Consider the following 12,598-nt stretch of genomic DNA (forward strand, 5'->3'; position numbering starts at 1 on the left):
ACACGGAGGTACGGATGGACACCACGATGGCGATCACCAGGCTCGAAGGGGCCATCCGACAGCAGGTTGCGATCTCCGGGGGGGATCCCGAGGTGGAGGCGGCGGCAGATTCGATTCTCGCTTCGCTCGAGCCGGCGCTGCGACAGATGGCGTACGACCTCGCCGAGCAGGCCGCCCTGGAGGTGGGCGCCCAACTCCCCGCCTACGTCGTCGACGTGGTGCTGTCCGGAGGTGAGCCTTCGCTGCGAGTGCGAAGCGACGAGACCGACCCCCAGAAGGCGGGCGATTCGATGGATGCCCGCATCACGCTGCGGCTCTCGCCTTCGCTGAAGGAGGCGATCGAGTCGGCCGCCGACACCCGAGGCGAGTCGGTCAACTCCTGGCTGGTTCGCACCCTGAGCATTCGCGCCGGTGAGGGGCGTCGCCGCTCGAGGCAGGTGACCGGGACCATAGAGACATGAGACGCCAGGAGTTCTCGGTGTCGGGCACCCCGCGGATCGAGGTTCGCCATCCGACCGGCCACCTGGAGATCCTCGATGGGGCCGAGGGCGTGGTGGAGGTCGAGATGCACGGGCCCGACCAGGCGGTGGAGCGCTACCGCCTGGAACAGGACGGTGACACGATACGGATCGAGCCCGATCGGGGCCGCAGGATCAGGTTCTCTTCGGTTCGTCTCGTGGTCCGCGTCGGCTCGCCACCCCGGCTGCAGGCTCGGCTCGTCTCAGGCGACATGGAGGTCGCCGCCGGGTTGATGTCGCTTGCCGTGGACACCGCCTCCGGGGACGTGGTCGTCCGGGACGTCGTGGAGGATGTCACCGTCAGGGCGGCATCGGGGGACGTCAACCTGGGTGCGGTCGGGGGCAGGCTATCGGTCACCACCGCCTCGGGCGATGTTCGGGCCGAGGCGGCGGCTTCGGTCGACCTGAAGTCGGCCTCAGGGGACCTGTGGCTGGGAAGGCTGCATGGCGGCGCCTCGATGAGCACCGCTTCGGGCGACATCACCGTGGCCCGCTTCGAGGGTGATCGACTCGATGCCAGGAGCATGTCGGGCGACGTCAGGGTGGCCGTGGCGCCAGGACGCCGTTACGAGGTCGGGCTCTCCAGCCTCGCCGGTGACATCCGCAGCGACTTCCCGGTTCAGGGAGACGGGTCGGGTGCCACGGCTCGCCTCGAGGCGAAGACCGTCTCCGGCGACATCCGGATCACGCCGGCGTAGTGACTCCGTGTCGAGCGCATACGGCGATCGCCGCTTCCACCGCATCCTGGGCGTCGTCGGCGAACACTCCATGACCGGCGTCTCCGGCATGGAAGAGGTCCCCGGCGAACAGGCCGTGGTCTTCGAAGAAGGCGGCGGTGCACCGCCCCTGCGTGTGCACCTTCACCGCCCGGGGCACGGCGACCACCACCTGGCGGCAGATCTGGTCGAACTCTCGCGATCGCCGGGACATCACCGGGCGCAGCGATGCCGGCATCCTCGGAATGCTCGCCAGATCACCCATGCCGAACACCACCACGCCGCTGCCGGCGGCTGAGAACGCCTCGACGATCGTGGTCAGCGACGCCCGGTAGGAAGCCGGTGAGACCGCCCGCATGGCGTCGTTGGCCCCCACCGAGACCAGGGCGACGTCGGGTCGAAGGCGCAGCGCCTCGCCGAGTTGTCCCTCGACGACGTCGCGGGCCTTGGAGCCGCCCACGGCGAGCGATGTCAGGTCGACCCGGAAGCGGTCGGCGAGCCGGATCGCCACCCGGCGCACCCAGGCATTGTCGAGGTCCTGCACCCCGGGGGCGGTGATCGACGAGTCGCCCACGGCGACGATTCTCAACGGCGGGAGTTCCGATCCACCGAAGACCCCCGACGGGTCCTGGTTGGGGAACGAGGGCAGGTCGGACCGGTGGGCGGCCCGCAGCAGCTGGGTGGCGACCACGGCGACGGCGGCAGCGGGCAGGGCGGGAATCGCAAGCAGCGTCCGGCGCACTCGAGGTCCCATTGCGATCGCCGATGGTACTGGTGGCCGAGGTTTGGCTAGCGTCACGCCGACCATGGGAGAGCGATGAGGCTGGCATTGAACGTGGGCTACTCGGGCACCAGGGTGGAGCCCCGTCTCGATCTGGTCCGGGAGGCGGATCGCCTCGGATACGACTCGGTGTGGGTCGCCGAGGCGTACGGCTCGGATGCGGTGTCGATGCTCGCCTGGTACGGGGCGCTCACCGAACGGATCGGGCTGGGAAGCGCCATCATGCAGATCCCGGCGCGTACCCCGGCGATGACCGCCATGACCGCCGCCACGCTGGCCGACCTGAGCGGTGGCCGGTTCCGGCTCGGTCTGGGCATGTCGGGCCCACAGGTCGTCGAGGGCTGGCACGGGCGCCCCTACGGCAAGCCACTGCAGGTCACCCGGGAGTACATCGCGGTGGTCCGGGCGGCCCTGGAGAGAGAGCGTCCCCTTCGCTACGAGGGGGAGTTCCACCGCATACCCTACGACGGCCCCGGATCCTCGGGCCTGGGCAAACCGCTCAAGCTGACACTGCGCCCGGAGGGCGAGGTGCCGATCTACCTGGCGGCGATCGGTCCACGCAATGTCGCCCTGGCGGCCGAGATCGCCGACGGCTGGCTCCCCTTCTGGTACTCACCCGAACGGGGCACCGAGGTGTTCGGGCCCTCCCTCGAAGCCGGGTTCGCCGCCTCGGGAGATCCGACCAAGCGGGATCGGTTCGACGTCCTGCCCACGGTGCCCGCAGCGCTCACCGACGATCTGGAGCAGGCGCGATGGGGGGTACGGCCGCTCCTCGCCCTGTATGTGGGCGGGATGGGCGCCCGCGGCAAGAACTTCTACTTCGACCTGATGTGTCGCTACGGATACGAAGAGGTGGCGACGCGGGTGCAGGATGCCTACCTGGAGGGCAGGCGCGAGGAGGCGATGGCCGCCCTTCCCGACGAGCTGGTGGACGAGGTCGCCCTGCTCGGCGACAGGGGCCGACTCGCCGACCGTCTGGCCGCCTGGGAAGAGTCCGGCGTGACGACGCTCGCCGTGGCCGCCCGGGACGCGGACACCCTGAGGGTGCTCGCCGAGCTGGTGCTCTAGCGGTGGGAGAGCCCGTCGGCGATGTGCCACGCCGCCGCCGAGGCGACGAAGGCTCCTGCCGACCAGTAGGCGGGTATCGGGTCGCCGTAGGAGGCCGCCAGCAGGATCAGAGCCGCCCCGACGCCGGCCAACAGCCAGGCGGCCGCGCCGGCGAGCACACCCACCCATGCCGGAACCGACTCGAGGAGCACTGCGATGCGTTCGGTCACGGCGGCGAGAGTAGTGAGCGTGCGGGGGGAAGGGCATGAGCGAGCTCGCCGATGCCGTGGCCCGCGGCGATCTCGACGAGCTGGTTCGCCTCGTCGACGGGATGTGCGCCGGCCGCCGGTGGGGGAGCCTGGTCGACCTGCGCGACCGCTGCCGTCACGCCCTCGAGGAGCGTGGGCTGCAGCTGTGGCCCGCCGCCGAGTACGCCGAGTACCGCATGGCCCTGGAGGCTCCAGGCGAGTTCGCCGGCCCACTGGTGGTCGAGGGCGCCGGCCGCTTCGCCCTCGGTCCTCTGTGGGAGGTGGCGGCATCGACCCACACCTGGGCCGAACTGGAGCCGCACCTGCCCCCGGGGCCGGCCCGGACGCTGGCCGCTCACGAACGGGTCCTGCGCGGTGAGAACCTGGCCGGCGACGCCTCCGTCGACCCGCTGGTCCTCGAGCTCCCCCTGACGATGGAGCCGTGGGAGCCCCGATATCCGGTGGCGGCCTTCTTCGCCGATCGCGCCGAGTTCCCGCCACCCGTCATGGCAGAGATGCGAGGTTCGGTACCGGCGCCGCCTGCGCCGACGATCCAGGATCCTGAGGGAACCGAGGCACTCATCGAGCTGGCGGAGCCCTGGTCGGAGCAGTCGAACGGGAGGGTGGCGGCGGTGGCGGTGTCCGGCGACGCCGTCGGAGCGATGGCTGCCTCGTATCCGGGACCGATCGCCTTCACCCGGATCCAGGGAAGCGATGCCTTGGCGCTGATGGCCTGGACCGCCGCCGGCGGTGGTGCCTACGGGCGCCGTCGGGGAGGCCCGCTGGGACGGTTCGGGGCCTGGTGGGTGGTGGCGACCCTGGGCGGCATCGCCTGGCCCCCCGAACAAGCGGAACTCGGCGCCGCGTTGGACCGGCTGATCTGGGTGCGATGGGAGCCGGCCGACGTCTCCCACGGATGGGTGGGTTGCCTGGCGGTGGAGGATCCGGTTCGGGGATTGGCGTGGGCCCTGTACGCCGTCGACGACCACCGGGAGGGCGATCAGCCCACGTAGTCGGGGAGCTCGTCCTCCAGGTGGCGCACCCTGGGTGCGAGGAGGCCCAAGGCGCCCAGGGCCATCGTCATCAGCCCGGCGAGGATGAACATCAGGGCGACACCGCGGCCGGTTCCGGTGCCGATCAACGCCCCCACGGTGTTCGCCAGCCTGCCGTCTTCGGCCATGAGCGGCTCGAACACGTTGTCCGCCAGAGGTCCGCTCAACAGCATGGCGATGGGTGCGATCCCCTGGGCGATCATGCGTCGGATGGAGAACACCCGGCCCTGCATCGCCGGGGGGACCTTCGTCTGCCATAGGACCTGGCTGGCGGCGTTGGCGACGGGGATCCCGGCCATCAGGGCGAACACGCACACCGACACCAACAGGAGCGACGGCCGGAGGCTGGCGACGACGAGCCACAGCCCAGCCGCCCCGATCGTCAGCATCGTGGCCCGCACCTTCTTCTTGGGACCGCTCCAGACGCTGGTCACCAGCGACCCGGCGAGCATGCCGAAGCCGGCCACCGAGAGCACGGCCCCGGCGGCGCCCTCCGAGGCGAAGGAGAGCACCAGGGGCACCAACAGGATGTTGGTGAAGGCCAGGCTGAAGTTGACGCCGGCGTAGATCCAGAGCAGCCCGAACAGGCCGGGGCGTTCTCGCACGAACCGCCACCCCTCCCTGGCCTCGCGGCGCACCGATGGGGCCACGGTGTCGGGGTCTCTCTCCGGTCTGGGGATGCGCACCAAGGCCAGCGTCGTCATGGCCACCAGGAAGGTGGCGAAGTCGAAGAGCAGCACCGCCCCCAGGCCTACCGTCTGCAGAAGGGCGCCGGCCAGAGCGGGAGCGAGGACCAATGCGGCCCCCTCGTTGAGCTGCACCATGGTTGGCGCGTCCCAGGCGCGCCTTGGGGACCAGCATTGGTAGCGAGGCCAGCCACGCCGGCTGCTGGAAGGCGTTGCCGACGCTGATCAGTGCCACGACCAGGTAGACGTGCCACAGGGCGAGACCGTCGGTGGCGTACAGCAGGGCCATGGCCAGGGCGGCGGCTCCTGCCACGCTGTCGGTGGCGAACATCACCCGGCGGCGATCCCAGCGGTCGACCAACGCCCCGGCGAAGGGGGCGACGAGGATTCCGGGTAGGGCGAATGCGAGGCCGACCATCGCCAGCCTGGTGACCGATCCGGTCTCGGTGTAGATCCAGATCTGGACGGCGAAGGCGCTCATCGTGGACCCCAGCACCGAGATCAGCTGGCCTCCCCAGACGGTGTAGAAGGTGCGCATGCCGGTGCCGGCGGTGGTGGCGGTGATGGTCTTGGATTCGGCGTCGCTCATGATGGCGGCACTATGACATCATGATGATGTCATGTCAATCGATCCTACCGAACACATGTTCGGTAGGATCGGGCCATGGTCGGATACGCCGAACTGCACTGCCACAGCAACTTCTCCTTCCTCGACGGCGCCTCCCACCCCCACGACCTGGTCGGGCAGGCCGCCGACCTCGGATACCGGGCCCTGGCGCTGACCGACCACGACGGCATGTACGGGGCGCCCAGGTTCCGCCACGCCGCCGCCGAGGTGGGCCTGGCCACCGTCTACGGCGCCGAGGTGGGGATGCCACGCTCGATGGCGATGCCGAGGCGGTCGCAGCGCCGCCTTCGGCCTTCGATCGGGGATGCGGCAACCGAGCCTTCCCGCCGGGGCCGCACCCGCCGTCACCACGGTGCCAAGCCGGTCGCCCTTCCGCCCACCGATCACCTGGTGTTGCTCGCCCCCGACCCGGGTGGCTACGCCGCCCTCTCCCGAATGATCACCCGGGCCCAGTTCCGGGGGGAGAAGGATCGTCCCGAGTACTCGTATGAAGACCTGGGGGAGGCCTCCGCCGACGGCGGGCTGTTCGCCCTCACCGGGTGCCACGCCGGCGAGGTCCCCCGGCTGGCGGCAGCAGGCGACCTGGAGGGGACGATGACGGCTGCGGCTCGGCTGCGCGACCTCTTTCCCGGGAGGCTCCTGGTCGAGCTGTGGCACCACCGCATGCCGGGCGACGACCGTCGCAACGATCTCCTGGCCGAGGTGGCGGTTCGCCTCCGCCTTCCCACGGTCGCCACCAACGTGGTGCACTATCACGACCGTTCCGAGGCCGACCTGGCCGAGGTGCGGGCCGCCATCGGGGGGCGGCGCTCACTCGACGCCGCTCGCGGCCACTGGCCTGCCAGCGACGACCGGTATCTCAAGTCGCCCGCCGAGATGGCCGTCAGGATGGCCCGTTACCCGGGTGCGGTGGAGCGGGCCGCCGAGATGGGAGAGGGGCTGGCGTTCGACCTGCGCCTGGTGGCTCCGCGCCTGCCCGACTTCCCCCTCCCCGGGGCGTTTCGTACCGAGATGGAGTACCTGCGGCACCTGGTGTACGAGGGGGGACGCCGCTGTTACCCGGGATCCGGCCCGGAGCGGGTCGATCCGAAGGCGATGGAGCGGCTGGAGCACGAGCTGGGGGTGATCGAGGCCCTCGGATTCGCCGGATACTTCCTGGTGGTGTGGGACATCGTCCGCTTCGCCGAGTCGCAGGGGATCATGTGTCAGATTCGCGGCTCGGGAGCCGACTCGGCGGTGTGTCGCTGCCTGGAGGTCACCCGGGTGGACCCGATCCGGCTCGGCCTTCCCTTCGAGCGGTTCCTCTCCGCCGAGCGGGGCCGGCCTCCCGACATCGACGTCGACTTCGAGGCGGAACGACGCGAGGAGGTGATCCAGTACTGCTACCGCCGTTACGGCCGGGAGCGGGCGGCGATGGTGGCCAACGTCATCACCTATCGGGCTCGCTCCGTGCTCCAGGACGTGGGCAAGGCCTTCGGGCTCACCCAGGCGCAGGTGAACGGGCTCACCCGCTACCTCGACACCCGCAAGCCGCAGCGGATCGAGGAGTTCGTCGACCTGCCCGCCGGGCCCACCGCCGGTTTCATCCTGGACCTGTGCCGCCGCCTGGATGGGTTCCCCCGCCACCTGGGGATCCACTCCGGGGGCATGGTGATCGCCGATCGCCCCCTGTGGGAGACCGTTCCCCTCGAGTGGGGCCGCATGGAGGATCGTTCGGTGCTGCAGTGGGACAAGGACGACTGCGCCTCCATGGGGATCGTCAAGTTCGACCTGCTCGCCCTGGGGATGCTCAACGCCCTCCACCTCACCGTCGACCTGGTCGAGGAGGTTCACGGGGTGTGCCTCGACCTGGCCACCATCCCGCAGGAGCCCTTGATCTATCAGATGCTCACCCGGGCCGACACCGTGGGGGTGTTCCAGGTGGAGTCACGGGCTCAGATGGCGACCCTGCCCCGGATGAAGCCGAAGACCTTCTACGACCTGGCGGTGGAGGTGGCGCTGATCCGTCCCGGGCCCATCCAGGGCCACTCGGTTCATCCGTATCTGAGGAGGCGTAACGGGGAGGAGCCGATCCGCTACCCCCATCCCGCCACCGAGCCGATCCTGGAGCGCACCCTGGGGGTACCGGTGTTCCAGGAGCAGCTGATGGAACTGGCCCGGGTCTGTGCCGGTTACACCCCCGGCCAGTCCGACAGGCTGCGCCAGGCGATGACCCACAAGCGCTCCGACGAGGAGATGGAGAAGCTGCGCGCCGAGACCTACGCCGGGATGGAAGGCCAGGGGATCATCGGCGTCGCTGCCGACGAGATCTGGGAGAAGTTGCAGGGATTCGCCTCGTTCGGCTTTCCGGAGAGCCACTCGGTCTCGTTCGCCTACATCGTCTACATGTCGGCCTGGCTCAAGTACCACTGGCCGGCCGAGTTCCTGGCCGGTCTGCTCGACGCCCAGCCGATGGGGTTCTACAGCCCGAACACGCTGGTACAGGACGCCCGCCGTCACGGGGTGGTGATCCTGGGCCCCGACGTCAACGAGTCGGACCACGACTGCACCGTGGTGCCACATGAGACCGACCCCGAGGATCTGGCCACCTACCTGGGGATGCAGTGGCGGCGGGGTCGGGGGGCACGAGACGACCCGGTGCGAATGGCGGTGGCGGTGCGCATGGGACTGCGCTTCGTACGCAACCTGGGGGAGGCCGAGATCGGGCGCCTCGAGGCGGCCCGGCTGGTAGGTGGGCGCTTCACCTCGGTCGTCGACCTGGCCCAGCGCACCGGGCTGGCGGTGAGCGCCCTGGAGGGACTGGCGGCAGCGGGGGCGTTGCAGTCGCTGGGCGTCGATCGCCGCCAGGGTCTTTGGGCGGCTGGGGCGCTCGCCGGCATGGGACCGGGTCGAATGCCGTTGGCGGTGGGCGCCGAGGCACCACCCCTGGAGGCGATGGGGGAGGAGGAGTCCGCCCGGGCCGATCTCTGGGCGACCGGAGTCTCGGTCCGCCATCCCATCGAGTTCATCAGGGGCCTTCTCGACGGCACGGGTTGCCTGAGCGTGGCTGCGGCGCTGGCGGCGCCTCGCAACGGCGCTCGGGTGCGGGTGGGCGGTGTGGTCACCCACCGGCAGCGTCCGTCGACCGCCAGGGGGGTGATCTTCATCAACCTCGAGGACGAGACCGGTCTGCTCAACGTGATCGTCCTTCCCGACGTGTGGGCGGCGCAGCACAAGGTGGCCCGCAGGACGGTGGGGATGGTCGTCGAGGGGACTCTGGAGCATCGCGACGGGGTCACCAACCTGGTGGCTCGCCGCTTCGAACCGCTCCCCGTCGATGGGGTCGCCAGCCGGGACTGGGGGAGGTGACCCAGTCCCTACGGCTCGCAGTACCGAAGCGGAGTCAGGTAGGAGCAGGTGTCGTGGCCGACCCCGCCGAGCAGGATGTCGCCCTCGTCGCCTTCGAGCGCGTCATCGCCGGTCCAGCCGATGAGGATGTCACGGCCCGGCCCACCATCGAGGACATCGTCGCCTTCACCACCACAGAGCAGGTCGTTCCCCTCGCCGCCCTCGATCACATCGTTCCCTTCCCGGCCGAAGATGACGTCGCGATCGGGCGTCCCCGTGAGCAGGTCGTCCCCGGGCGTGCCCACGATCGTGGCCCGTCTCGAACCGCAGGAGACCGCCGGCCACGGGGTGGGGGTCACCTGTACACCCTCGGGGCCGGCTCCCATGGCGCGCTCCACCGTGCGGGCGAAGGATGCGGCGGCGGCCACCCGGTTGGCAGCCCCGGAGCGCACGACGTCTGCGGCTGAGAAGATGCGGTAGGTACCGAACTCCACCCAGGTTGGTGTGATGTCGATCCCGTCCACGACGAACCTCCCGTCGGGCTTCTCCGACACCCGGACCCGTACCAGGAGGCCGTCCTCGGTTCCGAAGTACTGCGGTCCCCATCGGAGGTTCTGGTTGGAGAGGTGGTTGCCCATCCCGTAGACCACGTACTTCTCCCCGATGCGTTCTATCGGCTGCACCACATGGGCATGATGGCCCAGGATCAGGTCGACGTCGGGCGACTCGAGGAGCCGGGCGGCCAGGCTGCGCTGAGACGAGGTCGGGGCGACCACGTTCTCGGCGCCCCAGTGCAGCGACACGATGACGAACTCGGCGCCCTGCCGGCGGGCCCAGGAGGCGTCGGCGAGAATGCTCTCGGCGTCGATCACGTTCACCGCCCAGGGCCGGTCCCGCGGGGCCGGTATCCCGTTGGTGCCGTAGGTGAACGAGAGGTGCCCCACCTTCACGCCGGCGACCTCGTAGATGGCGGGCATCCGTTCCTCGGGAGAGCGAGCGGTGCCGGTGTGACCCAGGCCGTTGGCCTCGAGAACATCCAGCGTGCTCACGATCCCGTCCCAGCCGGCGTCGAGTGAGTGGTTGTTGGCGGTGGAGCAGGTGTCCCACCCGGCGGACACGATCCCGGCGGCCATCTCTCGGGGACCGACGAAGCGGGGGTATCCGGCGATCCCGGTGTTGGTGGCGCTCAGGGTCCCTTCCATGTGGCAGATCGCCAGGTCGGCGTCGGAGATCCAGGGCTCGATCTCCTCCATCATCGGGGAGAAGTCCCAGCCGTACCCGGGGAGGTAGGCGTCTCCCTTGGAGACCAGCATGTCGTGGGGGATGATGTCGCCGGCGGCGGCGATCAGGAACGAGCGTCCCGGCACGGTCTGCGGCGCTGCGGGCGACGCCAGGAGTGCGAGCTGGAGGACGACGGCACCGGAGACTAGGCGCCGCCCGCTCACCCGGGTTCCCCGCCGTCGGCTCTGTCCCGGAGGTAGCGCTCGATCTCGGCAGCGATCTGCTCGCCGGTGGCCACGTCGCCGGAAGCGTCGTACAGCTCCTCGAGCTGTGTCACCACCTGCTTCACGGCCGGCTGCTCCTCCAGCGCCTGGTCCAGCTGGATTCGCTGGGCGGTGGACTCCTCTTCGATGTCGGAGGTGCCGATCTCGATGCCGAGCAGTCGAGAGACCCGGTCGACCAGTGCCGCCACCGCCGGGTGGTAAACGCCGGCCACGTAGTGGGGCACCCGTGCCCAGAAGCCTACGGTGGGGATCCCTCGGTCGGCGACGGCCTTCTCCACGACCGAAGCCGCCGATCCCGGAACCCGCAGAACCCCCTCGGGGTGATCCGCCTCCGGCAGGAGATCGAGCCGTGACGACGTGGTGACGACCATGGTCGGCCTGGTGTGCGGTGCCGCCCATGGGATCCCTCCCAGCGACACCTGCTGCACCACGCCGAGCTCGGCGGCGAGGTCGGCCGCCGCCTCCCCGAAAGCCTGCCAGTGCCAGTTGGGCTCGGGTCCGCTCATCACCAACAGGTCGCGGCCGCCCAAAGTCTTCCGTCGCACCACGGTGCCGGGCCACTCGACCTCGTCGAGGACCCCCTCGGTGAACTGCAGGATCGGACGGTTCACCCGATAGTCGTACAGAAGGTCCGGGTCGAACCTGGCGATCTCCACACCGTCGGCGGCGATGTGGTCGGCCGTGGCCGTCCCGGCGTTTCCGGCGCTCACCCATCCGTCGAAGGCGACGATCAGCGCCGGCGCCACCAGTGGCGCCCGAGAGGTGATCTGGTACATGTCCTGAGCGTATCGCCTGGACCCGGTGTCGATGGTCCGCTCGGCCTCAGCCGAAGTCCTCGCAGCCGTCCTCGCCGGCTCCGAGGTAGCGGATGCGTGAGGCGGCGCCGTCGGGAGCGGCGGGATCGCCCACCAGGGAGAACCCGACGACCAGGTCTCCCTCGCGGGTGAGCCCGCGTGTCGGATCGAAGAACGTCGGCTCCTGGTAGGCCTCGACGAACTCGTCATAGGTGGATCCGAGCGTGATGCCCTCGGCGGTGGCGAGGCCGCGGGCAAGGGGATCGAGGGCGGGCAGGTCCAGCGACAGGAACGTGTACTGGGAGAAGTAGGGCGATCCACCGGTGCTGGTGAAGTCGACGATGAATGCGGCCGGGTGATCGGCACCATCGGGATCACCCTGGATGAGCCAGGTGACATGCCGGTTGGAACCGGTGCATCCTTCTTCGGTGTCGAGCCACCCGGTGTCGTCGTGGGGTGAGCCGAGCAGCAGGGCGATCACGGCGACGGTGTTGACCGGGTCGTCACCGAACTCGGCGATCACGATTCCATCCCCCTCCAGCTTCATCGGGCCGAAGTCGGTGGCGACAACGTTGGGGGAGCGCACCCTCGCCTCGATCCGGTAGGTGGTGGAGGCCGGGGCAGAGACCCGGACCGTGTAGGTCTGGGCGGAGTCGAGTTCGGCGCTCACCGCCGTGCCGTCGCCGGACCCCGCCACCTCCACGCCGCTGGCGTCGATGACGGTGATGGCGACCGCTCCCTCGACGGCGTCGAGCACCAGCACCTGGCCGCCGGCGGCGGCGAAGGTGAACTCCTCCTCATCCCCGGGTGCGGTGTTCCCACCCAGCTCGAGGGTGAAAACCCCCTCGGGGAAGGTGATGGCGCGCGTCGCTGCGCAGTCGCGCGCCAGTGCGGCGAAGGTCGCATCGTCCGGCTCGCCAGTGGGCACCCGCCGCAGTTCCGCCTGGTAGTAGGCGACGGCGTCGGCGGTTATCGGCCCGAATGATCCGTCCACCGTCACCTGGCGTCCTGGCGTCGGCTCCTCGTGGCCGGTGCACACCAGATAGAACTGCAGCGCCTCCACCAGCGGGCCCTTGGTGCCTTCGAGGATGAGCGGGTCGTCGTTGGGGGTGAGGCTTATCCGGCCCTGGGGCTCGGTCGTCGTGGTCGAGGAGTCGGCGGCTGCGGTGGTGCTCGAGGTGGTGGTCGCCGGAAGGGACGAGCCTCCGCAGGCGGAGGCGACCAGCGTCGCCAGGGCCACGGTCAGCGTGGTGAAGCTGCGATTCACGGCGCAACTCTACGCCGGTCGGCCTCGAG

Annotated in this window: 12 protein-coding genes; 6 read left to right on the forward strand and 6 right to left on the reverse strand. The window is 69.9% G+C overall.

Annotated features, from left to right (window positions below):
- Positions 1-14 precede the first annotated feature (14 nt).
- Complete coding sequence (locus QY307_11295) at positions 15-461, forward strand: DUF1778 domain-containing protein (GenBank protein ID WKZ82651.1); 447 nt, start codon at positions 15-17, stop codon at positions 459-461.
- On the forward strand, positions 458-1,216 hold the full coding sequence (locus QY307_11300) for a DUF4097 family beta strand repeat-containing protein (protein ID WKZ82652.1): 759 nt from the start codon (positions 458-460) through the stop codon (positions 1,214-1,216). Before QY307_11295 ends, QY307_11300 begins: the two co-directional genes overlap by 4 nt.
- On the opposite strand, the gene QY307_11305 is transcribed toward QY307_11300, so the two are convergent.
- Positions 1,203-1,988: a GDSL-type esterase/lipase family protein gene (locus tag QY307_11305; protein WKZ82653.1), complete on the reverse strand. Its 786-nt coding sequence runs from the start codon at positions 1,986-1,988 to the stop codon at positions 1,203-1,205. The genes QY307_11300 and QY307_11305 overlap by 14 nt on opposite strands.
- A 63-nt stretch (positions 1,989-2,051) precedes the next feature.
- On the opposite strand from QY307_11305, the gene QY307_11310 reads away from it, so the two are divergent.
- Positions 2,052-3,083 carry an LLM class F420-dependent oxidoreductase gene (locus QY307_11310; GenBank protein ID WKZ82654.1) on the forward strand — a complete coding sequence of 344 codons (1,032 nt, stop codon included), beginning with the start codon at positions 2,052-2,054 and terminating at the stop codon, positions 3,081-3,083.
- On the opposite strand, the gene QY307_11315 is transcribed toward QY307_11310, so the two are convergent.
- Positions 3,080-3,292: a hypothetical protein gene (locus QY307_11315; GenBank protein ID WKZ82655.1), complete on the reverse strand. Its 213-nt coding sequence runs from the start codon at positions 3,290-3,292 to the stop codon at positions 3,080-3,082. The two genes, QY307_11310 and QY307_11315, sit on opposite strands and share 4 nt — an antisense overlap.
- 35 nt (positions 3,293-3,327) lie before the next feature.
- Between QY307_11315 and QY307_11320 the strand changes: the two genes are divergently transcribed.
- Entirely contained in the window at positions 3,328-4,323 is a 996-nt protein-coding gene (locus QY307_11320; GenBank protein ID WKZ82656.1) for a DUF6183 family protein, read from the forward strand.
- On the opposite strand, the gene QY307_11325 is transcribed toward QY307_11320, so the two are convergent.
- Positions 4,311-5,186: an MFS transporter gene (locus QY307_11325; GenBank protein WKZ82657.1), complete on the reverse strand. Its 876-nt coding sequence runs from the start codon at positions 5,184-5,186 to the stop codon at positions 4,311-4,313. The genes QY307_11320 and QY307_11325 overlap by 13 nt on opposite strands.
- Positions 5,187-5,317: 131 nt before the next feature.
- Here QY307_11325 and QY307_11330 point away from each other — a divergent pair, with 131 nt between their 5' ends.
- Complete coding sequence (locus QY307_11330; protein ID WKZ82658.1) at positions 5,318-5,500, forward strand: hypothetical protein; 183 nt, start codon at positions 5,318-5,320, stop codon at positions 5,498-5,500.
- A gap of 212 nt (positions 5,501-5,712) precedes the next feature.
- A complete protein-coding gene (locus tag QY307_11335; GenBank protein WKZ82659.1) occupies positions 5,713-9,024 on the forward strand; it encodes an error-prone DNA polymerase in 3,312 nt (1,103 codons plus the stop codon).
- A gap of 8 nt (positions 9,025-9,032) precedes the next feature.
- On the opposite strand, the gene QY307_11340 is transcribed toward QY307_11335, so the two are convergent.
- Genes QY307_11340 through QY307_11350 form a run of 3 tightly spaced genes read right to left on the reverse strand, consistent with a single transcriptional unit; the run spans position 9,033 to position 12,569 of the window.
- Positions 9,033-10,448: a CapA family protein gene (locus tag QY307_11340; GenBank protein ID WKZ82660.1), complete on the reverse strand. Its 1,416-nt coding sequence runs from the start codon at positions 10,446-10,448 to the stop codon at positions 9,033-9,035.
- Positions 10,445-11,284, reverse strand: coding sequence for a PAC2 family protein (locus tag QY307_11345; protein ID WKZ82661.1), 840 nt, complete (start codon positions 11,282-11,284; stop codon positions 10,445-10,447). The genes QY307_11340 and QY307_11345 overlap by 4 nt, the downstream gene beginning before the upstream one ends.
- Before the next feature lie 46 nt (positions 11,285-11,330).
- Complete coding sequence (locus QY307_11350) at positions 11,331-12,569, reverse strand: peptidoglycan-binding domain-containing protein (GenBank protein ID WKZ82662.1); 1,239 nt, start codon at positions 12,567-12,569, stop codon at positions 11,331-11,333.
- Between the last annotated feature and the right edge of the window lie 29 nt (positions 12,570-12,598).

The sequence above is a fragment of the Acidimicrobiia bacterium genome (assembly GCA_030584185.1).
In the GTDB taxonomy this organism is placed as follows: domain Bacteria; phylum Actinomycetota; class Acidimicrobiia; order Spongiisociales; family UBA11373.